We start from the raw sequence: 21,739 nt of genomic DNA, 5'->3' as shown, positions 1-21,739 counted from the left end.
CGGCGGGCACGGGGCCGGTCAGGTGGGGTGCGCCGGTCAGGTGGGGTGCCGGCCCTCCACCCGGACCCCCCGGACCACCACCATCGTCAGGCTCGCGGTGACCAGCGCCTCGGCCCAGAAGAAGGCCGAGTAGTCCAGCAGCGAGCCGATCGGCGGACCGCCCGGCGCCGCGTTGCGCATGCCGACGAGGGCGAACAGCGTCGCCGCCATCCAGCCCAGGGCGGGCCAGACCAGCCCGCGCCGCTGCCGCACGATCAGGAAGGCGGCGACCAGCGCGGACAGGCCCAGCGCCCACATCGCGATGATCATGAACCAGGCCAGGATGAAGGTGCTGCGCGAGCGGCTGATCCGCTCGGTGACCTCCACGGCGCCGTCCTCGCTCTCCTGGCCGCTCCGGCGCAGGGCGAAGAACGGGTCCGCCTCCTGGACGTTCAGCACGACGGGCACCGGACGACCGCCGACGGTCGCCCGGAAGCCGATCGGCGCGCGGTAGCTGTCGAAGGGGTAGTCCGAGAGCCGCCCGTCGGTCAGGTTGAACGCCACCGTGCTGAAGCTGATCTGCTGGTTCGCCGGGTACTTCAGCGCGGCCTGCTCCAGGGAGGTCGTCTCGACGACCACGTCCTGCGCGGGCACGAGCGGGCCGTTCGGCGCCGCCAGGCCGCCGTGCGGCTGGACGAGGACCTTGGCGGCCAGCGTCAGGGCGGTCGCGTCGACGCGCTGCAGGACGACGTCCAGCTCCAGGAAGTCCTGCGTGGTGGCGCTGCCGACGGCCTGCGGCTGCTCACGGCTCGACCGCTCGTCGAAGTAGAGGCCGATCCCGGCCGCCACCAGCGCCGCGATCAGCGCCACGACGACGACCGGCCGCCACGGCCGCACCCGCGGGGTCCGGGCCGGCGGCTCGACGGCGGCCCGGGACCGGGCGTGGATCCGCACCCGGGGCCGGCCCGGTCGCCGCGGACGGCCCGGAAGGCGCGGCGACGCGTTCATCGGCCTCCTCGCGGGGCGGTCGAGTGGCGCGGGGGCGGACGCCCCCGTCCCGCCACCCTCGGCGCCGGGCGTCACGGCCCGCAAGCGGAATTCACCCTACCGGGGCGGGCGGATCTCCCCCCGATCACGGAAAGGTCACTGTCCGAGGCGGTGTGTAGGCTCGCTGGCATGGCGAGGGTGACGCGGGACGATGTGGCGAGGGCGGCGGGGACGTCCACGGCCGTCGTGAGTTATGTGATCAACAACGGGCCGCGTCCGGTGGCACCGGCCACGCGCGCGAAGGTGCTCGCGGCCGTCGAGGAGCTGGGGTACCGGCCCAACCGGGTCGCGCAGGCCATGGCGCGCCAGCGCACCGACCTGATCGGGATGGTCGTCCCGGACGCCCGCCAGCCCTTCTTCGCGGGCCTCGCCCACCAGGTCGAGCAGGCCGCCGCCGAGCGCGGCCGGCTGCTGCTGATCGGCAACTCGGACTACGCGGACGAGCGCGAGGCGCACTACATCCGCGCCTTCCTCGGCATGCAGGTGGACGGCCTGGTCCTGGTCACCCAGGACCCGGCCGGCCCCGGCGTCAGCGGCTTCGACGCGACCGACGGGACGCCCGTCGTGCTCCTGCACCACCGCGCCGAGACGGCCCGCGGCGTGGCCGTGGTCGCGGACGACGAGGGCGGCGCCGCCGAGGTGGTCCGCCACCTGCTCGACCACGGGCACGCCGGGGTGCACTGCTTCGGCGGCACCTTCTCGCTCAGCCCGGCCGACCCCGTCTCCGCCCGCACCGTCGGGTGGGCCGCCGCACTGGCCGACGCCGGGATCCCCGCCGAGGGCCGGCTCGTCCCCGCGCCCTTCGACCGGGTGCGCGCGCACGCCGAGGCGCTGCGGCTGCTGGCCCGGCCGGACCGTCCGTCCGCCGTGTTCTGCGCGACGGACGACCAGGCGATAGGCCTGCTGCGGGCCGCCGACGACCTCGGGATACGGGTGCCGGAGGAGCTCGCGGTGGCCGGGTTCGACGACATCGCGGAGGCGGTGATCGCCGGCCCGGCGCTGACCACCGTCGGGACGGCACAGGAGGAGATGGCCCGGGCCGCGGTGGACCTGGTGCTCGGCGGCGCCGAGGGGCGGGTCACCGGCGCGCGGACGTTCCCGGCCCGGCTGGTGCTGCGCCGCTCGTGCGGCTGCCCGAACCCGTCCGGCCCGGCCTGAGCCCGACCTGAGCCCGGCCTGAGCCCGTCCGGCGGCCGACGGGCGACCGCCGGAGGGGCATGCGGGTGGGGAACTCCCCAGGGCGCGGTGGTCAGTTCAGCTGGAAGGTAACCTCGACGGGGTAGTGGTCGCTCGGCGCGTTGGTGTCGACCTGGCCCGGGGTCCAGCCCGCCTGCGGGTCGAAGTCGACCCGCACGGTGGACATCGCGGAGGGCACCGGACGGCCGGGGGCGTTGAGGTACCCGATGTAGTCGAGGTCGTCCCGGTAGTCCTTCGGGAAGGTCTCGACGCCGGACATGTACTGGCACCAGGCCGAGGCCGGGCAGTCCATGGTGTTGAGCGTCTGGTTCGGGTCGGTGGCCGGGGTGCCGAGGACGCCGTCCACCGCGTACTGGGCGTTGGCGTAGTCGCCGCGGGCCTGGCCGTGGAAGTACTCGACGTTGAGGTCGCCGCCGATCAGGACCGGCGCGCCGGTGCCGGCGATGCCGTTGACCCAGCTGCGGATCTCGCCGAGCTGGCCGAGCCGGGTGGCCTGGGTGGTGTCGGTGGAGGTGTCCGACTCGTCGGCCTGGAGGTGGGTGCCGACGACCCACGCGGTGGAGCCGTTCTTGTTCACCCGGACCAGCGCGGCGCCCTTGTTGGCGTGGTAGTCCCAGGTGCCGTAGGTCGAGTTGCTGAAGACGTGGGCGTACTGGGCGGTGATCGGGTACTTGGAGAGGATCATCGTGCCGCCGTTGATGACGAACCACGAGCTGGAGCAGTTGCCGCTGATGCCGGTCCAGCCGCCGCCGGAGCAGGTCTGGCCGACCACCGGGGTGCGGTAGGGGTAGAGGTCGGCGAGCTTGGCGTTGATGTCGGCGGTCGAGCTGTTGTTGAACTGCTCGTCCAGGATCACGACGTCCGCGTCGTGCTGACGGACGATCTGCTCGATCACCGGGGTGCGGCGGGCGGCCTGCTCGTTCTGGGTGCTGTCGACGACGGCGGTGCCGAGGTCGACGTTGAAGGCGAAGACGGACAGCGTGGCCGGGGCCGCCTGGGTGCCGGCGACGGCCGTCGGGGCGGTGCCGCCGAGCAGCAGTGCGGCGGCGGCCGCCGAGGTGAGGGCGGTGGCCGTGCGACGCGAGAGCATGGGCGTTCTCCTGGGGGATTCGTCTACCCTGCGGATCCCGGCGGCCGAAGGGGTCACGGCCGCTCGGGGATGGCAGCGGAACGGTAGCTACTGCCCGGTACATCGGGAAGAACGCGAGATGTCTGTACAGCCCTGACCAGATGTACGACGAGATGTCTGTACATCCTTGGGGCTTCTGCACGTCACACCCTTGCGGCTCCTGCACGTCCGCCGAGCCGCGCCGCCCGCTGCACCACCGCCGGCTGACGCCCCGTCGACGGCCGCACGGCCCGTCAGCCGTCGACGAGTTCCTCCGCCAGCAGGTCCATCAGGAGGTTGTCGTGCCAGGTGCCGTCCGGGCCGCGCTCGTAGCGGCGCATGGTGCCGACGGGCCGGAAGCCGACCTTCTCGTAACAGCGGATCGCGGCGGCGTTGTCGGCGGCCGGATCGATGATCAGCCGGTGGTAGTGGTGGTCGCGCACGAGGTGCCGGGCGAGGGTGCGGACCGCGTCCGTGCCGAGGCCGAGGCCGTGGACACCCGGGTCGAGGTAGAGGTCCATGCCGGCGTGGCGGTAGTCGTCGTCGTTGTTCGCGTACCACTGGATGGCACCGACCACCTTGCCGCCCAGCTCCACGGCGAGGGTCTCGGTGTCGGGCGATTCGAGGTCGGTGGCGACCTCGTCCACGAGGTCCTCGCCGCCGCGCCAGCGGGCGTAGACCTCGGGCGTGCCGCGGATCGCCGCCAGCGCCGGGATGTCGTCCCCGGTGGCGGGCCTGAGCGTGACGAGGGTGCCGTGCAGGATCGTCCCCATATGCGGCATGTTGGCACGGAAACGGGCGTCGGGCGAGTGGTTTGAAGGGCGTTGCCCGCACCCCCCGCGACCAGGGATGATGCTCCGCCGTGACACACCTCATCCTCCTCCTGCTGGTCATCGCCGTCTCCACGGTGATCAGCAAGGCCCTGAAGTCCCGGACCGCGCGGCCCGAGGCCGCGGCACCGGCACCGGCACCGGCACCGGCACCGGCACCGGCACGGATCGACTACGACGCGGCGGCCTACGGACTCGTCCCGCGCGACCGGCTCGACCCCCGGCGCTCGGGCCCGCCGCGCGCCCCGCACCACCGCAAGGAGTCCCAGGCGATAGCCGACGCCGCCTGGAGCGGCAACTGGAAGCCGGCCGCCGCGTACGTCGCGGCCGCCGGGCAGGACTGGGACGAACGCTGGACCCGGCTGTCGCTGCTGGACTCCATCGCCGGCGAGGACGACGGCTGGCTGAAGGCCTGGCGCGCGGCCGACCCGGGCAACTGCGACGCGGCGACACTGGAGGCCAACCGGATGGTCCACGCGGCGTGGGCGATCCGCGGCACCAAGTACGCGCACGAGGTGCCCGAGGAGGACATGAACGCCTTCCGCTCGATGCTGCCCGCCGCCATCGAGGCGGCCAAGCGGGCCTCGCTGCTCGACCCGGCCAACCCGGCGCCCTGGGTGGTCATGGTGACCACGGCGCGCGGTGCGCAGTACGAGCCGGAGCAGTTCGAGGAGCTGTGGCGCGGACTGGCCGAGCGGGCTCCACACCACTACGAGGCCCACTGGCAGGGCATGCAGTACTGGTGCGCCAAGTGGTTCGGCTCGGACGAGCGGATGACGGCCTTCGCCGAGCGCGCGATGGACACCGCCCCGGCCGGCAGTCCGCTGCCCGGCATCTACCTGCACGCGCTGAGCGAGCTGGAGAAGCGCAAGACCCACGCGCCGGTGCTGGCGAGCGGCGACGGCAAGGCCCGGTTGCGGCGGGTCGCGCAGGCCCTGGCGCAGGTGCGGCCGGACGACGAGCGCATGCCGGTGCTGCGGCACCGGCTCGCGCACTACGCGATGCAGGCGGAGCTGTACGACGTCGCCCTGGAGCAGTTCCGGGCGATCGGCCCGTGGTGCGGCAGCACGCCGTGGACCGACGCCGAGGACCCGGTGGCGGCCTTCGACCTCGCCCGCGGCACGGCCGTCCAGCGCTCCGGCGCACAGCCGCTGGCGCCGGAGCTCCGGCCGAAGGCGGCGCGGAAGCAGGTCATGTAGCGCGCGACGCACCGTCGTCGCCCCGGCCCCGGTTCGAACGCCGAACCGGGCCCGGGGCGGCGGATGCGAGGGCTCGGAGGTGATCGTCCTGGCAGCTGCGATGGGCCGCCAGAGGGACCGTCAAACCCGGCCTGACCTGCGGTTTTTCGATCGGTAAGGTGGGGATTGGACACGGCCGGAAACTCCCCCGCCCCCGCCCGGGGGGCACGATCGGAAGGCACCCCTCATGAGCCTCAGCATCCGCAACCAGCTGCCCGGCACCGTCAGCTCCGTCACGACCGGTGAGGTGATGGCCACCGTCAAGGTCCGCCTCGACTCCGGCCAGGAGCTCACCGCCGCGGTCACCGTGGACGCCGTCAAGGACCTCGGGCTGGGTGCGGGCAGCTCCGTCCAGGCCCTCGTGAAGTCCACCGAGGTCGCCCTGGCCACCGGTCCGGTCGCCGGACTGAGCATCCGCAACCAGATCCCCGGCACGGTCACCGAGGTCGCCACCGGCGGCGCGATGGCCGGGGTCAAGGTCGACGTCGCGGGCGGCGCGCTGACCGCCGCGATCACCGCCGACGCAGCCGCCGACCTGGGCCTCGCGGCCGGCTCGTCGGTCGTGGCCCTGATCAAGTCGACCGAGATCTCGCTCGCGACCGCCTGAGCGGCCGCCACCGGGGGCAACCGTCCGGCGCCTCCTCAGGACGCGGACTCGCCCAGCGGGCCCAGCCAGACGTCCGTCACTGCGCTGACGTAGCGGGCTCCGCAGTGGTCGTCCGGGACGACCAGCTGCGGGCCCGCGGCGTCCAGCGGGGCGCCGTCCATGCTGGTGGCCAGCAGGATCTCCTGGCCGCCGAAGTCCGGGTCGATCTCGGCCCACGAGACGACCGCCCGGTGCCCGTCCGCGCCGCCGACCGACAGCAGGAAGCGCAGCCGCTGCTTGCGGCCGCTGAAGTCGATCCGGGGCCGGGCCGCGCGCAGCACGTCCCACAGGGCCGGGCCCTCGTAGCCGTGGCGCTGCTCGCCCTCCGTCCGGCAGTCGAAGCTCACCTCGACGCGGTGCGCGGGGAGGGTGCGCAGCTCGTCGACGGTCAGCTCGGCGGGCCGGTCCAGGTGCCCGTGCAGCCGGACGGTGGGTCTCGCCGGGGTCATGTGCTCGCCCTCCTCCTGGGCCGCGCCGCCGCAGCCCGGGTGGAGGATTACCCGAACGGGATCCGTGGCATTCGCACATGCGGCGATGAAAGGAACCTTTCAGCCGCATCTGCGATGGATGATGCGCCTCATGGCCAGCAACTGCAATCGTCCGGACGGCCGGTTCCACACCCTGCCGCCACCGCCCGCACTGGATGATCCCACGAGAAGAACCACCCCTCCGCCACTTGCATTTACGATGCCCATGCGAATGTGAACCTTGCACATGCGAGAGGCGGCGAAAAATGATCGTCGGTGACCTGCTGCACCTCGACGACCTCGACATCCGGCTGGCCTGGGGCACGCCGGACCTCCTCGACCGCCCGGTCACCGGCATCAGCTCCACCGACCTCCAGGACCCGGCCCGCTACCTCCAGCCCGGCGAGCTCGTGCTCACCGGCCTGGTCTGGTGGCGGCCCGCCGATGCCACCGGCGCGCTGCGCTTCGCGACCGCGCTGCGCAGCGCCGGCGTGGCCGCCCTGCTGGCCGGCGAGGGCACCCACGGCAGCATCCCCGACAGCCTCGCCGAGGCCTGCCGCACGCACGGCATCCCGCTGCTCGCGGTGCCCGCGGGGACCAGCTTCCGCGCCGTCACCGACCGCGTCTACCTGCGGCTCTGGGGCGACCTGCGGGCCGGCTCGCAGGACACCGCGGCCATCCCGGAGACCGTCCGGCACGACCTGCTCGACCTCATCCACGCGGGCGCCGAGCCCGGCGAGGTGCTGGCGCACGCGGTCGGCCGGCTCGGCGTGCCGGACTGCTCGATCGCCACCGCGGGCGGCCGGCCCGTCGCCGCCACCGCCGCCCCGGTGCCGTCCGTCGTGCGCGGCGACGCCGGACTGCCGGTCGGCCCGCAGGACGGCTCGCCGTTCGACGGCTGGCGGCTGCGCCCGCACACCCGGGCCGCGGCGGCCGGACCGATGCTGCGCGCGCTGGCCGACCTGCTCGCCCCGCTCGCCGTGCGCGACCGCGCCGCCGCCGACGCCCGGCACAGGGCCGCCGGACGGCTGCTGGACGCCCTCGCCGGGGACGGCGGCCTCGCCGAGCCGCTCGCGGCCTGCGAGCTGGGCGACGCCCGGGCGCTGGTGACGGTCACCGCCCGCATCGACGACGCACGGGCCGAACCGGACGGCGACGGCAGCGCACCGGCCGCCTGGGCCGCGCACGCGCTGGCCGAGGCGCTGCACCCGCTCGGCGTGCCGTTCGCGGCCGGGACGGACCGGGCCGGCCGGGCCGCCGCGCTGGTGGCCGCGCCGGCCGAGCGGGTCGCCGAGCGGCTGCGCCGGGCCCGGCCGGGCCTCCAGGCCCGGCTCACCGGGCGGCGCGCCCTGCGGGTCGGGGTCGGCCCGGCCGCGCCGCCCGACCCCGCGGCCCTGCGGGCGGCCCTGGTGCAGGCCCGCTACGTGCTGGAGGGCTCGGCCGGACCGGTCGCCAGCGCGGTCGAGCTCGATTCGCTGGCCGGGCTGCTGCGCGGCATCCCGGCGGAGGTGACGGCGGCCTTCCACACCCGGCTGCTGGCACCACTGGCCGCCCACGACCGGGAGAACGGCGTCTCCCTGCTGGGCACGCTCGCGGTGTTCCTGGACCACGACGGCTCGTGGGCGCGGACGGCGGAACAGCTCCACATCCACGTGAACACCGTCCACTACCGGATCCGCCGGATCGAGGAGCTGACCGGGCGCAACCTGGCCCGCCTCCACGACCGGCTCGACCTGCGGGCGGCGCTGCTGTGCGCCCCGGAGCCGGCCACGGTCCCGGCACAGGGATCGGGGACGGGGTCAGGGGCTGGGACTGCCGTGGGCGCGGGTGCCGGCGCGGGTGCCGGCGCGGCCCGGGGCTCCGGTCCGGTGGTTACGGGACGTCGTCGAGCCGCAGCCGGGCGCTGACCTCGCCCAGCCCCTCGGCGAGGACGGCGAGCTGCTCGTGGGTGAGCACGTCGATCAGCAGCTCACGGACCAGGGCGACGTGTCCGGGTGCGGCCTGGCGGACCGCCTCGCGCCCCCGGTCGGTGAGTTCGGCCATCACGCCGCGCACGTCGCTCGGGCAGGAGCGGCGGCCGACCAGGCCCATCCGCTCCAGCTGGGTGACCTGGTAGGTGAGGCCGCTCTTGGAGGTGACCAGCTTCTCGGCCAGCTCGGTCATCCGCAGCGAGCCGGCCGGGGCGGCGGAGAGGTGCACCAGGATCTCGTACTGGGTGTGCGAGAGACCGGAGTCCTCCTTGAGCTGGCGCTCCAGGCGGCGGTTGAGCAGGTTGCTCGCGACGACGAAACCCCGCCAGGCGGCCATCTCGTGCTCGTCGAGCCAGCGGGGCTCACGGGGTGCGGACATGGGGCTCAGCCTACTCCCGTTGTTCAAATTCGAACGAAGGTGTACCGTCGGTCGGTAGAGGTTCAAATTTGAACTATCCCGGATCGAGCCGGATCGAGCCGGATCGAGGAAGAGGAAGTCGCCATGAGCACCGCGGCCCCCGAGCGCATGCCCGCCCTGTACCTCTCGCACGGCGCGCCGCCGCTCGCCGACGACCCGGTCTGGCCCGGCCAGCTCGCCGCCTGGTCGGCCGACCTCCCCCGCCCCGAGGCGATCCTGATGGTCTCCGCGCACTGGGAGGAGGCCCCGCTCGCGCTCGGCGCCGTCGACACCGTGCCGCTGGTCTACGACTTCTGGGGGTTCCCCGAGCACTACTACCGGGTCCAGTACGCCGCGCCCGGCGCGCCGAAGCTCGCCGAGCGCGTGCGCAAGCTGCTGCGCGCCCCCGGCACGCCCGTCCAGGACATCCCGGACCGCGGCCTCGACCACGGCGCCTACGTCCCGCTCGTCGAGATGTACCCCGAGGCGGACGTCCCCGTCCTCCAGGTCTCCCTGCCCACGCTCGACCCGCAGCGGCTGATGGAGATCGGCCGCCGGCTCGCCCCGCTGCGCGACGAGGGCGTGCTGATCGTCGGCAGCGGCTTCTTCACCCACAACCTGCGGGCGCTCAGCAGCGACGGACGGATCAGCTCGGTCATGGCCGAGTTCGACGACTGGGGCCGGCGCGCGCTCGCCGCGCACGACCTCGACGCGCTGCTCGACTTCGAGCACAAGGCCCCGGCCGGGAAGCTGGCGCACCCGCGCACCGAGCACTTCGCGCCGCTGTTCGTCACGCTCGGCGCCGGCGAGGCCGACCTCGACAGCCAGCGCAGCGTGATCGACGGCTTCTGGATGGGGCTCGCGAAGCGCTCGATCCAGCTCGGGTAGCCGCCGGGGTCTCACAGCGCGCAGCAGGTGAAGCGCTCGCCGATGTGCTCGGGCTGCTCGATCTCGTCGACCAGGGCGACCGCGTAGTCCGGCACCGAGATCCGGCTGCGGCCGGCCGCGTCGGCGAGCAGCTGCTCCAGGCCCGTCCGGTAGCGGCCGGTCCGCTCCCCCGGGCCGATCTCGGCGGCCGGGCTGAGCACCGTCCAGCGGACGTCGGAGACCGTCCGGTAGTAGTCCAGGGCCTCGCCGTGCGCGTGCATGATCTGCAGGACCGGCCCCGGCAGGCCCGGGGCGTCCCAGACCCGCACGCCCGGCGCGGTCTCCAGGCTGCCCGCCCCGCCGACCGCGATCAGCCGCGGCGCGGCGCCGCCGAGCGCGCGCAGGCCCTCGACCAGCGAGCGGGCGGCGGGCTCGATCAGCGCGGCGTGCCCCGGCCCGTCGCCGCCGCCCACGGCGCTCACCAGGACGTCCCGGCCGGCCGCGACCCGGGCCACGTCCGCCGGGTCCAGTACGTCGCCGCGCTCGACGGCCGCCGCGTCGCCCCGGTACCGGCCCGGATCGCGCACCACCGCCGCGACCTCGTGCCCGCGCGCCCGCGCCTCCGCGACGACGGCGCTGCCGATGGTGCCGTTCGCGCCGATCACGGCGATTGTGGCCATGGGGTACCTGCCTGTCCGTTCGGTGGCGGTGTGCGGTGTCCTGACATTCCGTCAAGCACCGGCGATTATCGGCCAACCGGTCGCCGGGGAGCGTCGCGACAGCCCGGGCGGAGGCCGGAATTCCGCCGCGGCCCCGAACCCGGCCGGGCGGTCGGTAAAGACTTCGGATGACTCCAGGCCAATACGTCGATCACTGTCGAAATTAACCGACCGGTCGGCCGGTCGGCGCCCTTCCACCGAGCCGGACGCGACGCCGCAACGGAACTCCCCGCCGCCTTGCGGGCTTTCGGCCAACCCCGCCGCAAGGCCTGGTCCGCACGGACGTGACGGCGCACGATCGAAGGGACCGGAGCGACGCGACAACGCTCCTGTTACCCATGCGACTTGTGCGACTGAGGAGACTCGACATGCAGAAGAAGTGGGCACTTCGTGCGGCCACCCTCACCATCGGCGCCGGCGCCGCGCTCGGCCTCGCGGTCGGCACGGCCAACGCCGCGTCCCTGATCCAGTGGGGCTCCACCGGTCAGCCGGTGGTGTGCGTCCAGCAGGCCATGAACTACCTCGACAACGCTGGCCTGTCGGTCGACGGCCAGTTCGGCCAGAACACCTACAACGCGGTGTACGCGTACCAGGGCTCGAAGAGCAACCTGCAGCAGGACGGCCAGGTCGGCCCGCTGACCGGCGGCGACATCAAGGCCGACATCTACAACTCCTACCGTGCGGCGCACGGCTCGGGCGACTACAACACCCAGCAGGTCCTGGGCTCGTGGATGAGCAACTGCAACAGCCAGATCCCCGGCTGACCTTCGCCACTTCCCCGGCGATGAGCGGCTGACCGAGGCTGGTTCCGCACCGTGCGCACGGTGCGGAACCAGCCTCGACCGGTATTTCGACCGGTATCAGGCCTCGCCGGTGGCGACGCGCTGGGCCTGGCTGCGCTCGACGCAGAACTCGTTGCCCTCGGGGTCGGACAGGACGGCCCAGCCGCGCCCGTCCGCCGTGCGGCGGTCGTCGACCATCCGCGCGCCCAGGGCCAGCAGTCGCTCGACCTCCTCCTCCCGGGAGCGGTCCTGCGGCTGGAGGTCGAAGTGGATCCGGTTCTTCACCGACTTGCCGTCCGGCACCCGGATGAACAGCAGCGCAGCCCCCGCGGACTCCACCAGCACCTCCGGGTCCCCAGGGTTGTCGTCCTTGCCGAGGGTGCCGTCCAGCACCTCGGCCCAGAAGCCCGCCAGAGCGTACGGGTCAGCACAATCGATCGTCACGTGTCGTACCAGAGAAGCCATGCCCCCTACTCTGGCCCCGGCCGTTCGAATCCGTCCAGCCGATTCCTGGAGTGCCGGTGGCCGTCGAGCGGGAACTCCGGGGGCAGAGCCGTCAGCACCTCCCGGAACGCGTACCCGCTCTTCTCCGCCACGCGGCACGAGGCGGCGTTGTCCACCTGGTGCAGCAGGTCGATCCGGGCCAGGCCCTCGTCGGCGAACGCGGCGAACGCCCAGGCCGTCAGCGCCTCCACCGCACGCGGTGCGACGCCCCGGCCGCGGGCGGCGGCGGCCGTCCAGTAGCCGACCTCCGCCCCCTCGCCGCCCGGGGTGCCGCGCTTGAGCACCACGTTGGCGACCAGGTCGGCCCCGTCCGCGTCCAGGACCGCGAAGCTGTAGCGGGTGCCCTCCGACCAGCCGCGGAGCTGCAGCTCCAGCCAGCGCGCGGCCTGGTCGGCGTCGTCCACCGGGACGCGGGTGAAGCGGCGCAGCGTCTCGTCCCGGTAGGCCTCGACCAGCGCGGGGGCGTCCCCGTCCTCGAAGGGGCGCAGCAGCAGGCCGCCCGCCGCCGGGAGGGCGGTGGGGGCGAGGGTCACCGCAGTCCCTCCCAGCCCCAGCGGGGCGTCGGGCCCGGGTCGCCGAGGTCGGTGCCGGCCGGAGAGGCCGAGACGTCCTCGGCGATCCTCGTGCCCCAGTCGAAGTACTCCAGCACCCGCCGGCGCAGCAGTTCGTCGTCCGGGAGCTCCTTGCCGACGGCGGCGGCCATCAGCTCCATCCAGCGCAGGCGCTGCTCCTCGGTGATGGCGAGGCCGAGGTGGGCGCGGAGCAGCGACTGGTGGCCGCCGAGCTCCTCGGTGTAGCGGACCGGGCCGCCGAAGACCTCCGCCAGCCACACGGCGACGTGCTCGATGTGCGTGGTGGTGAAGTGCTCGAAGACGGGTGCGAGGAGGGAGTCGGCGAGGACCCCCTCGTAGAAGGTGTTGCTGAGTCTGCGCAGCGCTTCGATGCCGCCGACGGCCTCGTAGAGGCTGTCGGGCCGCTGGTCGTCGCTCATTGGTGCTCCCCGTTGTGGTGGTGACCGTGCGTCGGGACTTTCCTAGCAGGTCCGGCACAACTCCTCGGCGGTTCTCCGCATTCCGCGCTTGACGTTGTCGTTGGCGTCAGGGTCGGAGGGTGGGCGCATGAACACCGAAGAGGAAGCAGTGGAGCGGCGCGTCGTCCTCGTCACCGGGGCCGGAACGGGGATCGGACGGGAGACGGCGCGGGCGTTCGCCGCCCGGGGCGCGCGGGTGGTGGCGGTCGGACGGCGGCCGGAGCCGCTCGCCGGGACCGCCGCGACCCACCCCGGGCTGATCCGGCCACTGGCCGCCGACATCACCGGCCCGGACGCGCCGGAGGCGATCGTCGCGGAGACGGTGGAGCGGTACGGTCGGCTGGACGTCCTGGTCAACAACGCCGGGATCGTGCGCGCCGGGCAGGCCGTCGGCGACCACGACAGGGCGGGCGTCGAGGCGCTGCTCGCCACCAACCTCGTCGCCCCCGTCCTGCTCGGGCGGGCCGCGGTGCCGGCGCTGGCGGCGAGCCGGGGCGTCGTGGTCAACGTCAGCACCGCCGTCGGGCAGCGCGGGTGGCCGTCCAACGCGGTGTACGCGGCGAGCAAGGCCGCGCTGGAGACGGTGACCCGAAGCTGGGCGGTCGAACTGGCGCCGCGCGGCATCCGGGTCGTGGCGGTGGCGCCCGGGGCGATCGACACGCCGATCGGCGAGCACGCGGCGTTCGGCCCCGAGCAGCGCGCCGCCGTCCGCGCGTGGCAGATCGCGCACACCCCGCTGGGCCGGATCGGCCGGCCGGCGGAGGTGGCCTGGGCGATCGTTCAACTGGCCGAGCCGCAGGCGTCGTTCGTCACCGGAGTAGTGTTGTCGGTCGACGGGGGCGCGCTCGTGGCATGACGCGCGACGGGCGGAGCCATCGGGGGCGGTGCGTGGTGCGGATCGGGGAACTGGCCGAGCTGACCGGCACGACGGCCCGCGCGCTGCGGCACTACGAACAGGCCGGGCTGCTCACCGCCGGGCGCGCGCCGAACGGCTACCGCGAGTACGGGGAGGCCGACGCCGTCCGGGTGCGCAACATCCGCGCACTGCTCGGCGCCGGGCTCACCCTGGACGACCTCCGGCCCCTCCTGGGCTGCCTGGACGGCGACGTCATGGCACAGCCGCCGTCCGCGCGGGTCCTCGGGATCGCCCGCGACCGGCTGGCCGTCCTGGAACGGCGGATCGCCGCCCAGACCGAGGCCAGGGACCGGCTGCTCGCCGCGCTGGCGGCGGCGGGGAACGCGGTGGCGGGCAAGGCGGTCACGGGGAACGCGGTGACGGGCAACGCAGTCACGGGGAACACGGCCGTCGGCGCCACGGCCGTCAGCACCGCGGCCGCGGGGCCGCGTTCGGACGGGTGACACCCCCGATCGGGGGTGTGCAGGGAACGGTCCGGAGAGGACAGTGGGCGCATGCAGATTCCACTCTCCGTGATGGACTTCCTCGACCGGGCCGAGCTCGTCTACGGCGACCGGGTCGGGATCGTCGACGAACCCGTGCAGCCGGCCGCCCCCTGGGGCGAGCTCGACTACCGCCGGATCGCCGAGCTGGCCCGGGCCCAGGCCGCCGGGCTGGACCGGCTCGGCGTCGGGCCGGGCGAGCGGGTCGCGATCGTGTCCCACAACTCCGCCCGGCTGCTCACCTCCTTCTTCGGGGTGAGCGGGTACGGCCGGGTACTGGTGCCGGTGAACTTCCGGCTCAAGGCCGAGGAGGTGGCGTACATCGTCGAGCAGAGCGGCGCCTCCGTCCTGCTCGTCGACCCCGAACTCGCCGACGCGCTGCACGGGGTGGTGGCCAAGCACAAGTTCGTGATCGGGGCCGACAGCGACGCCGTCCTCTACGACTTCGACAACTCCCCCCGCCGGTACGCGATCTCCGAGAACGACACCGCCACCATCAACTACACCAGCGGAACCACCGCCCGCCCCAAGGGCGTTCAGCTCACCCACCGCAACATCTGGCTCAACGCGACGACCATGGGCCTGCACTACGGCGCGAGCGACCGCGACGTCTACCTCCACACCCTGCCGATGTTCCACGCCAACGGCTGGGGGCTGCCGTTCGCCCTCACCGGCCTGGGCGCGCAGCACATCGTGCTCCGCAAGGTCGACGGCGCCGAGATCCTGCGCCGCATCGACCGGCACGGCGTGACCTTCCTGTGCGGCGCGCCCGCGGTCGTCCAGATGGTGCTGGACGCGGCGGCCGACTGGGACGGCCCGGTGCCCGGACGCGACCGGGTGCGGATGATCGTGGCCGGCGCCCCGCCGCCCACCTCCGTCGTCCAGCGTGTCGAGGCCGAACTGGGCTGGGAGTTCATGCAGCTCTACGGCCTGACCGAGACCTCCCCGGTGGTCACCGTCAACCGCACCCGCGCCGAGTGGGACGCCCTGCCCGCCGCCGAACGGGCGGAGAAGCTCGTGCAGGCCGGCGCCCCCTCCCTCGGCACCCAGCTGCGGGTCGACCCGTCCGGCGAGGTGCTCGTCCGCTCCAACACCGTCCTGGACGGCTACTGGCAGCAGCCCGAGGCGACCGCCGAGGCCCTGCGGGACGAGTGGTTCCACACCGGCGACGGCGGCTTCCTCACCGACGGCTACCTCACCATCTCCGACCGCAAGAAGGACGTCATCATCAGCGGCGGGGAGAACGTCTCCTCGATCGAGGTGGAGGACTGCCTCTACGCCCACCCGGCGGTGGCCGAGGCCGCGGTGATCGGCGTGCCGGACGAGAAGTGGGGCGAGACCGTCAAGGCGCTGGTGGTGCTCCGGGAGGGGCACGGCGGCGTCACCGCGGCCGAGCTGATCGCGCACTGCAAGCAGCGGCTGGCCGGCTACAAGTCGCCCACCTCCGTGGAGTTCCGGGACGAACTGCCGCGCACCGCCACCGGGAAGCTGCAGAAGTTCCGGCTGCGCGAGCCGTACTGGAGCGGGCAGGAGCGGCAGGTCAACTGAGCGGCAGGTCGACTGAGCAGGCAGGTCGACCGAGTCGGCGGGGCCGCGGGCGGTCCGGGTCAGCCGAGCAGTCCCGACTCCCTGGCCGCCACGGCGAGTTCGGTCCGGTTGCGGACGCCGAGCTTGTGCATGGCGGACTTCAGGTAGCCGGTCACGGTGTTGCAGGTCAGCCCCAGCCGGGCGGCGATCTCCGGGTTCGTCCGGCCGGTCGCCGCCCAGCGCAGCACCTCGTGCTCGCGCGGGGTCAGGGGTCGCGCGGGGGCGGCGGCCCGGCCCTTCCCGGCGGGGCCGGGCTCCGCGCGGCCCCAGGCGGCGGCGCCGGCGAGTGCCCGGGTGGCGGTCGCCGCCAGCTCGCCGACGGCCGCGATCCTGACGTCCCCGAACGGCACGACGGCGCGCAGCGACGCGTACACCACGCCGTGCACGGTGCCGCCGTGCAGCAGGGGCACCGTGAGCATCGCGTACAGGCCCTCGGCGCTGACGGCCGCGTCGTGGTGGTGCGAAATGGTGGTGGCGGCCCGGTAGTCGGGCACCCAGCTGGGAGCCCGCTCGGCGAGCGCGCGCCCGCCCAGTCCGGTGCCGGCCGGGACGGGACGGTCGTGCAGCAGGTCCGCCCTGGTGCCGGCCCAGTGCCGCAGCACCAGTCCGTCCTCGCCCGCCCGGTGCCCCGGCAGCGCCACCGGCAACGGCTCCGGCACGCCCACCAGGCCGACGTCGGCGCCGCACTCCGCCACCACCCGGCGGGCGAGGTCGCCGAGCACGGCGTCCCTGACCAACTCGGCGGCGCGCGCGCCGAGCCCGGGGTCGTCCGGGGGCGCGGCGGTGAGGGTCTCCGCGGCCCCTGTCATCGCGAGACTGCCCTTCGCATCGCGTGCATCGCGAGATTGTCACACGCGGCACGGGCGCTGGCGAGGGTTCCGGTGTGCGGGTCCGGCAGCGTTGATTCGGCGGAGTGGCGGGCGTGGCGGCCGCGCCCGGCGTAGGGTGCGGCCGTGGCCGTGGATTACCGGCGGGTAATGCGCCGGGACCGGAGGAAGGGGAACCGATGACGGATCCGAACGCCCCGCAGGATGCCTCGAAGGACGCCCCGCAGGACGCCCCGCAGGACGGCCCGCAGGACGGCCCGCAGGACGTCCTGCGCGGCCTGCTCGCCGACCTCGGCGCCGAGAGCGCCGTCCTGGACGCGCTGGTGGCCGACCTCCCCGCGGCCGACTGGGCCCGCCCCACACCCGCCGAGGGCTGGACGGTCGCGCACCAGATCGCCCACCTGGCCTGGACCGACGACTGGACGGTCCGCGCCGCCCGCGACGGCGAGGCCTTCACCGCGGCCGCCGGCGCCGCCTTCGGCGACCTCCTCGCGGCCGGCCGCGACCCGGTCGACGAGGGCGCGGTCGCGGGCGCCGCCGAGGAGCCCGCCGCCCTGCTCGCCCGCTGGCGCACCGGACGCGACGCGGTGCACACCGCGCTCGCCGGCACCCCGGCCGACGTCAAGCTGCCCTGGTTCGGCCCGCCGATGAAGCCCGCCTCGATGGCCACCGCCCGCCTGATGGAGACCTGGGCGCACGGCCAGGACGTCGCCGACGCCCTCGGGGTGACCCGCGAGCCCTCGGCCCGCCTGCGGCACATCGCCCACCTGGGCCTGCGCACGCTCGGCTTCGCCTTCACCCTGCACGGCCGCCCCGCCCCGCAGAGCCCGGTCCGCCTCGAACTGACCGCCCCCGACGGCACGTCGTGGACCTTCGGCCCGGCCGACGCCACCGACGTGGTGCGCGGCCCGGCACTGGACTTCTGCCTCCTGGTCACCCAGCGCCGCCACCACGACGACCTCGCCCTCACCGCCACCGGCCCGACCGCCACCGCCTGGCTCCCCATCGCCCAGGTCTTCGCCGGCCCACCTGGCAAGGGACGCGGGCCGGCCTCCGGCGCCTGAACGGCCCGGGGTGGTTTCGCGCATAGACTGCGAGGCCGCCGAACGCACCTACCGGAGGAGGCACCATGAGCTTCTACGAGCGGCACCGCGAATTCGTCGAGGAGGTGCTGCGCACGGCCCCCGACGGCGTCCGCGTCGAATGGTCCGGCGACACGCTGATCATGCAGGCGGCTCCGCCCAACATTCACCAGCTGAGCATCATGCTCGTCCAGCGGCAGTTCGAGCGCCACGTCCCGGACGACTACGGTTTCAGCGGCTACACCACGCTGACCACCCCCGACATGACGAAGGGACGCAGCCCTGATCTGACCTACCTTCCGATCGCCTCCCTGGCCCGGCCGGGCAACAGCACCCCCGCCGAGGAAGCGCTCGTCGCGGTCGAGGTGGTCTCGCCGTCCAACCCCGGGAACGACTGGGTGGACAAGCTCCGCGACTACGCGGTGATGGGCATTCCGCTCTACCTGATCATCGATCCGCGGGAGGGCACGGTCACGCTGTTCTCCGAACCGAACCACGACCGCTACCACGCGCGGCACGACCGGAAGTTCGGGGACAGCATGCGAATTCCCGAGCCGTTCGACTTCGACCTGGACCTGAGCGGGCTCGTGCGCTACCCCGACTGAGTGGCCCGAGGACTCTGAGGCCTCAGAGACCGATCCGCAGTGGTGTGAGCCGGGTGGCGATCAGGTTGGTGGCGCCGCGGTCGCGTTCGATGTGGCCGTGGACGAGGAGGCCGGCCCGGTCGAGGGCGGTGCGGCGCTGGGACTCCCAGACCGGGCGGTTGCAGATCACGTTGATCAGACCGGTCTCGTCCTCCAGGCTGAGGAACAGCACCCCGCCGGCCGTCGGCGGCCGCTGCCGGTGGGTGACCAGGCCGCCGACCACCACCGCCGTCCCCGGTGGGACGTCCGGGAGTTGGGCCGCGGAGAGCGCGCCGCCGCGCTCCAGGTGGGCGCGCAGGTGCTGGAGCGGGTGGCTGGTGGCGGAGGTGCCGGTGGCCCACAGGTCCGCGATGGTCTCCTCGACCGGACTCAGGCCGGGCAGTTCCGGCGCCTCCGTGCCGGGGGTGGTGCCGGGCAGCAGATCGGCCGATATTCCGGCGAACGCGCCTGCCGACCACAGAGCCTGACGTCTCGTCAGCCCGAAGCAGTCGAACGCACCGGCCGTCGCCAGCGCCTCCAGCACGGGTGCGGTCAGGCCCGTCCGGCGGGCGAAGTCCTCCAGGCCGGCGTACGGCTGCCCGGCCACGATCGCCTCGGCCTGCGGGGAACCGATGCCGCGAACCGTCTCCAGCCCGAGCCGGATCGCCGGCTGCGGACGGCCCGCCGTCAGCGGAGGCTCCGGCGTCGGCCCCCGGTACGGCTCCAGGCCGGGCCGCGCCCCGCTCGCGTTGACGTCCACCCCGCGCACCCGCACCCCGTGCCGCCGCGCGTCCGAGACCAGGCTGAGCGGCGAGTAGAAGCCCATCGGCTGGTTGGCCAGCAGGGCGCAGGCGAAGGCCGCCGGGAAGTGGTACTTGAGCCAGGCGCTCGCGTACACCAGGTAGGCGAAGCTGATCGCGTGGCTCTCCGGGAAGCCGTAGTTGGAGAACGCCTCGATCTTGCCGTAGACGTCCTCGGCCACCTCGGGCGGGATGCCGCGCTCCGCCATGCCGGTCAGCAGCCGCTCGCGCAGCCGGGCGACCCGCTCGTGCGACCGCTTGGCCCCCATCGCCTGCCGCAGCAGGTCCGCCTCCGCGGGCGTGAACCCGGCGCAGTCGATGGCGAGTTGCATCATCTGCTCCTGGAACAGCGGCACCCCGAGCGTCTTCCCGAGCGCGTTCTCCATCAACGGGTGCGGGCAGCCCGCCGGTTCGGCCCCGGCCCGCCGGCGCAGGTACGGGTGGACGGAACCGCCCTGGATCGGGCCGGGGCGGATCAGCGCCACCTCGACCACCAGGTCGTAGAAGTGGTCCGGCTTGAGCCGGGGCAGCGTCGCCATCTGCGCCCGCGACTCGACCTGGAACACCCCGACGGTGTCGGCCCGCCGCAGCATCGCGTACACGCCCTTGTCGTCGTCCGGGATGGACGCCAAGTCGTAGCGCAGGCCGTGGTGTTCGGCGATCAGGTCGCACGCGTCGTGCAGCGCGGCGAGCATGCCGAGCCCGAGCAGGTCGATCTTCACCAGTCCGGCCCCGGCCGTCGACTCCTTGTCCCACTGCAGGACCGAACGCCCGGGCATCCGGGCCCACTCGGTCGGGCAGATCTGGCCGATCGGCTCCTTCGTGAGCACCATGCCGCCCGAGTGGATGCCCAAGTGGCGCGGCAATCCGTGGAGTTGCTCGGCCAGCGACAGCACGTCGGCCGGGATGACGGCGTCCGCGCCGGGCGCCGAGCGGAAGTCGGTCTGCCGGCTGAACGCGTCCACCTGCCCCTGCGGGTAGCCGAGCACCCGGGCCGCGTCGCGGATCGCCAGGCGGGGCCGGTAGGTGATCACATTGGCCACCTGGGCGGCGTGCTCGCGCCCGTAACGGCGGTAGACGTACTGGATGACCTCCTCGCGGCGGCGGTTCTCGATGTCCAGGTCGATGTCGGGAGGCCCGTCCCGGGCGGTGGACAGGAAGCGCTCGAACAGCAGCTTGTAGTGGATCGGGTCGACGGCGGTGATCCCGAGGGCGAAGCAGACCGCCGAGTTGGCCGCCGACCCCCGGCCCTGGCACCAGATGTCCTCGCGGCGGCAGAAGTCCACGATGTCGTGCACGATCAGGAAGTAGCCGGCCAGGTCGAGGTCCTCGATGACGTCCAGCTCCTTGGCGAGCTGGCGCCGGGCGGCGGCGTTGCCCGCTCCGAATCGGGCCGGGCCGCCGGCCGCGACCAGGGCGCGCAAGTGGCCGATCTCGCTCCCGCCCTCGGGGACGGGGTAGCCGGGCAGCTCCGGATCCAGCTTCGCGAAGTCGAAGGCGCAGCTCCGGCCGAGCTCGGCGGTCGCCCGCTGCACCCCGGGGAAACGCGCCAGGCGGGCCGCCATCTCCCGCCCCGAGCGCAGGTGCGCGGTGCCGGACGCCTGCGTCCAGCCGGCCGCGTCCTGCAGCGTGCGGCGCTCGTGCAGCGCGGCCAGGCTCTGCGCGAGGCGGCCCTGGGCCGGGCCGGCGTGATGCGCGTTCGTGGACGCGACGACGGGCAGGCGCAGCCGGGCCGCGAGCGCGGCGAGGGCGTCGTTGCGCCGGTCGTCGCCGGGCAGGCGCTGGTCGATCAGCTCGACGTGGACGTTCTCGCGGCCGAACAGCTCGGTGAGGGTGTGGAGTTGGCGTGCCGGGCTGCCGGGGGCGGGCGGAGGCGCGAACGGGGCGGCGGGCGGGGGCGCGAGCGTAGGCGTGAACGGGGTGGTGGGCGGATTCGCCGGCGGAGTGGCGGACAGGGCGGCGGGCACCCGGCCGAGGCGGCAGCCGGTGAGCACCGCCCAGTGGCCGTCGTGCGCCCCGGCCAGCGCCTCCACGTCGTACGCCGGCCGGCCCTTCGCGCCACCGGCCATCTGTGCGGCGGCGATCGCGGCGGAGAGGCTGCGGTAGCCTGCGGGGTCGCGGGCGAGAATGAGCAAGTGCTCGGTGCGGCCCTCATCGTGACGGATCGTCAGTTCCGCTCCGAAGGCGGTGGCCAGCCCCGTCCCCCGGGCGGCCTCGGCGAGCCGGACGGCACCGTACAGACCGTCGTGGTCGGTGAGCGCCAGCGTCTCCACGCCCAGCCGCAGCGCCTCGGCGACCAGATCCTCCGGGTCGCTCGCGCCGTCGAGAAAGCTGAAGGCGGAGTGCACGTGCAACTCGGCCCAGGGCTCGCTCGGGCGGGGGGCGGGACGGGGAACGTCTCCGCCGCGTCCCTCTCCGTTCCGGGCCTCCTCCCCGTTCCGGGCCTCTTCTCCGTTCCGGGCCTCTCTGCCTCGGGCCTCCCCGTCCCGGGCCTCCCCGTCCCGGGCCTCCCCGTCCCGGGTGGGGCGGTGCAGCGGGACGACCTTGTCCGACGCTTCGCCGGTCATGCGGCGGCGCAGTTCGCTCCAGGGGACGGTGGGGTGGCTGGTGAAGCCCATCGGGGATCGCCTTCGTTCTCGTG

General features: G+C 74.0%; 22 protein-coding genes. 11 read left to right on the top strand and 11 right to left on the bottom strand.

Features of this window, described 5'->3' with window-relative positions:
• Positions 1 to 36: 36 nt before the first annotated feature.
• The gene (locus tag ACFV4F_RS24210) at positions 37 to 987 is read right to left on the bottom strand and encodes a DUF4436 family protein (RefSeq protein ID WP_380437409.1); all 951 of its coding nucleotides are present in this window, start codon (positions 985 to 987) and stop codon (positions 37 to 39) included.
• A 168-nt stretch (positions 988 to 1,155) separates the two neighbouring features.
• On the opposite strand from ACFV4F_RS24210, the gene ACFV4F_RS24205 reads away from it, so the two are divergent.
• Entirely contained in the window at positions 1,156 to 2,184 is a 1,029-nt protein-coding gene (locus tag ACFV4F_RS24205; RefSeq protein WP_380437411.1) for a LacI family DNA-binding transcriptional regulator, read from the top strand.
• Positions 2,185 to 2,275: 91 nt separating this feature from the next.
• Here ACFV4F_RS24205 and ACFV4F_RS24200 read toward each other — a convergent pair whose 3' ends face one another.
• Together ACFV4F_RS24200 and ACFV4F_RS24195 are read right to left on the bottom strand one after the other, a co-directional pair.
• A complete protein-coding gene (locus ACFV4F_RS24200) occupies positions 2,276 to 3,313 on the bottom strand; it encodes a sphingomyelin phosphodiesterase (protein ID WP_380505383.1) in 1,038 nt (345 codons plus the stop codon).
• Positions 3,314 to 3,585: 272 nt separating this feature from the next.
• The gene (locus tag ACFV4F_RS24195) at positions 3,586 to 4,104 is read right to left on the bottom strand and encodes a GNAT family protein (protein ID WP_359974278.1); all 519 of its coding nucleotides are present in this window, start codon (positions 4,102 to 4,104) and stop codon (positions 3,586 to 3,588) included.
• 89 nt (positions 4,105 to 4,193) lie between these two features.
• Here ACFV4F_RS24195 and ACFV4F_RS24190 point away from each other — a divergent pair, with 89 nt between their 5' ends.
• A complete protein-coding gene (locus ACFV4F_RS24190) occupies positions 4,194 to 5,360 on the top strand; it encodes a hypothetical protein (protein ID WP_380505380.1) in 1,167 nt (388 codons plus the stop codon).
• A 226-nt stretch (positions 5,361 to 5,586) separates the two neighbouring features.
• A complete protein-coding gene (locus tag ACFV4F_RS24185) occupies positions 5,587 to 6,006 on the top strand; it encodes a molybdopterin-binding protein (RefSeq protein WP_380437417.1) in 420 nt (139 codons plus the stop codon).
• 35 nt (positions 6,007 to 6,041) lie between these two features.
• On the opposite strand, the gene ACFV4F_RS24180 is transcribed toward ACFV4F_RS24185, so the two are convergent.
• Positions 6,042 to 6,494, bottom strand: coding sequence for a molybdopterin-dependent oxidoreductase (locus ACFV4F_RS24180; protein WP_380505377.1), 453 nt, complete (start codon positions 6,492 to 6,494; stop codon positions 6,042 to 6,044).
• Positions 6,495 to 6,778: 284 nt separating this feature from the next.
• Here ACFV4F_RS24180 and ACFV4F_RS24175 point away from each other — a divergent pair, with 284 nt between their 5' ends.
• Positions 6,779 to 8,419 carry a PucR family transcriptional regulator gene (locus ACFV4F_RS24175; RefSeq protein WP_380505374.1) on the top strand — a complete coding sequence of 547 codons (1,641 nt, stop codon included), beginning with the start codon at positions 6,779 to 6,781 and terminating at the stop codon, positions 8,417 to 8,419.
• On the opposite strand, the gene ACFV4F_RS24170 is transcribed toward ACFV4F_RS24175, so the two are convergent.
• On the bottom strand, positions 8,385 to 8,861 hold the full coding sequence (locus tag ACFV4F_RS24170) for a MarR family winged helix-turn-helix transcriptional regulator (RefSeq protein WP_380496909.1): 477 nt from the start codon (positions 8,859 to 8,861) through the stop codon (positions 8,385 to 8,387). The genes ACFV4F_RS24175 and ACFV4F_RS24170 overlap by 35 nt on opposite strands.
• Before the next feature lie 123 nt (positions 8,862 to 8,984).
• On the opposite strand from ACFV4F_RS24170, the gene ACFV4F_RS24165 reads away from it, so the two are divergent.
• Positions 8,985 to 9,767, top strand: coding sequence for a dioxygenase (locus tag ACFV4F_RS24165; protein ID WP_380505371.1), 783 nt, complete (start codon positions 8,985 to 8,987; stop codon positions 9,765 to 9,767).
• 11 nt (positions 9,768 to 9,778) lie between these two features.
• On the opposite strand, the gene ACFV4F_RS24160 is transcribed toward ACFV4F_RS24165, so the two are convergent.
• A complete protein-coding gene (locus tag ACFV4F_RS24160; protein ID WP_380505368.1) occupies positions 9,779 to 10,426 on the bottom strand; it encodes an NAD(P)-dependent oxidoreductase in 648 nt (215 codons plus the stop codon).
• A gap of 407 nt (positions 10,427 to 10,833) precedes the next feature.
• Here ACFV4F_RS24160 and ACFV4F_RS24155 point away from each other — a divergent pair, with 407 nt between their 5' ends.
• Positions 10,834 to 11,229, top strand: a complete 396-nt coding sequence (locus ACFV4F_RS24155) for a peptidoglycan-binding protein (protein WP_380437429.1) — start codon at positions 10,834 to 10,836, stop codon at positions 11,227 to 11,229.
• A gap of 96 nt (positions 11,230 to 11,325) precedes the next feature.
• Here ACFV4F_RS24155 and ACFV4F_RS24150 read toward each other — a convergent pair whose 3' ends face one another.
• Genes ACFV4F_RS24150 through ACFV4F_RS24140 form a run of 3 tightly spaced genes read right to left on the bottom strand, consistent with a single transcriptional unit; the run spans position 11,326 to position 12,742 of the window.
• Positions 11,326 to 11,712 (bottom strand): VOC family protein, encoded by a 387-nt coding sequence (locus ACFV4F_RS24150; RefSeq protein WP_380496905.1) that lies wholly within the window; start codon positions 11,710 to 11,712, stop codon positions 11,326 to 11,328.
• Positions 11,713 to 11,717: 5 nt separating this feature from the next.
• Entirely contained in the window at positions 11,718 to 12,284 is a 567-nt protein-coding gene (locus ACFV4F_RS24145) for a GNAT family N-acetyltransferase (protein WP_380437433.1), read from the bottom strand.
• Positions 12,281 to 12,742, bottom strand: a complete 462-nt coding sequence (locus ACFV4F_RS24140) for a group II truncated hemoglobin (protein ID WP_380505365.1) — start codon at positions 12,740 to 12,742, stop codon at positions 12,281 to 12,283. The genes ACFV4F_RS24145 and ACFV4F_RS24140 overlap by 4 nt, the downstream gene beginning before the upstream one ends.
• Before the next feature lie 127 nt (positions 12,743 to 12,869).
• On the opposite strand from ACFV4F_RS24140, the gene ACFV4F_RS24135 reads away from it, so the two are divergent.
• The 3 genes from ACFV4F_RS24135 to ACFV4F_RS24125 are packed head-to-tail and all read left to right on the top strand — an operon-like array spanning position 12,870 to position 15,727.
• Positions 12,870 to 13,637 carry an SDR family NAD(P)-dependent oxidoreductase gene (locus tag ACFV4F_RS24135; protein ID WP_380437437.1) on the top strand — a complete coding sequence of 256 codons (768 nt, stop codon included), beginning with the start codon at positions 12,870 to 12,872 and terminating at the stop codon, positions 13,635 to 13,637.
• A 35-nt stretch (positions 13,638 to 13,672) separates the two neighbouring features.
• Entirely contained in the window at positions 13,673 to 14,140 is a 468-nt protein-coding gene (locus ACFV4F_RS24130) for a MerR family transcriptional regulator (protein WP_380505400.1), read from the top strand.
• A 51-nt stretch (positions 14,141 to 14,191) separates the two neighbouring features.
• Entirely contained in the window at positions 14,192 to 15,727 is a 1,536-nt protein-coding gene (locus ACFV4F_RS24125; RefSeq protein ID WP_380437438.1) for an AMP-binding protein, read from the top strand.
• A gap of 59 nt (positions 15,728 to 15,786) precedes the next feature.
• Here ACFV4F_RS24125 and ACFV4F_RS24120 read toward each other — a convergent pair whose 3' ends face one another.
• Positions 15,787 to 16,575 (bottom strand): LuxR C-terminal-related transcriptional regulator, encoded by a 789-nt coding sequence (locus ACFV4F_RS24120; RefSeq protein WP_380437439.1) that lies wholly within the window; start codon positions 16,573 to 16,575, stop codon positions 15,787 to 15,789.
• A gap of 197 nt (positions 16,576 to 16,772) precedes the next feature.
• Between ACFV4F_RS24120 and ACFV4F_RS24115 the strand changes: the two genes are divergently transcribed.
• Together ACFV4F_RS24115 and ACFV4F_RS24110 are read left to right on the top strand one after the other, a co-directional pair.
• On the top strand, positions 16,773 to 17,657 hold the full coding sequence (locus tag ACFV4F_RS24115) for a TIGR03084 family metal-binding protein (protein ID WP_380505362.1): 885 nt from the start codon (positions 16,773 to 16,775) through the stop codon (positions 17,655 to 17,657).
• Positions 17,658 to 17,722: 65 nt separating this feature from the next.
• Positions 17,723 to 18,280 carry a Uma2 family endonuclease gene (locus ACFV4F_RS24110; protein ID WP_380437443.1) on the top strand — a complete coding sequence of 186 codons (558 nt, stop codon included), beginning with the start codon at positions 17,723 to 17,725 and terminating at the stop codon, positions 18,278 to 18,280.
• Positions 18,281 to 18,302: 22 nt separating this feature from the next.
• Here ACFV4F_RS24110 and ACFV4F_RS24105 read toward each other — a convergent pair whose 3' ends face one another.
• The gene (locus ACFV4F_RS24105) at positions 18,303 to 21,716 is read right to left on the bottom strand and encodes an error-prone DNA polymerase (protein ID WP_380505359.1); all 3,414 of its coding nucleotides are present in this window, start codon (positions 21,714 to 21,716) and stop codon (positions 18,303 to 18,305) included.
• Positions 21,717 to 21,739: the final 23 nt, after the last annotated feature.

The organism is Kitasatospora sp. NPDC059722 (assembly GCF_042733235.1).
In the GTDB taxonomy this organism is placed as follows: domain Bacteria; phylum Actinomycetota; class Actinomycetes; order Streptomycetales; family Streptomycetaceae; genus Kitasatospora.
This window is presented reverse-complemented; position numbering and strand designations above follow the sequence as displayed.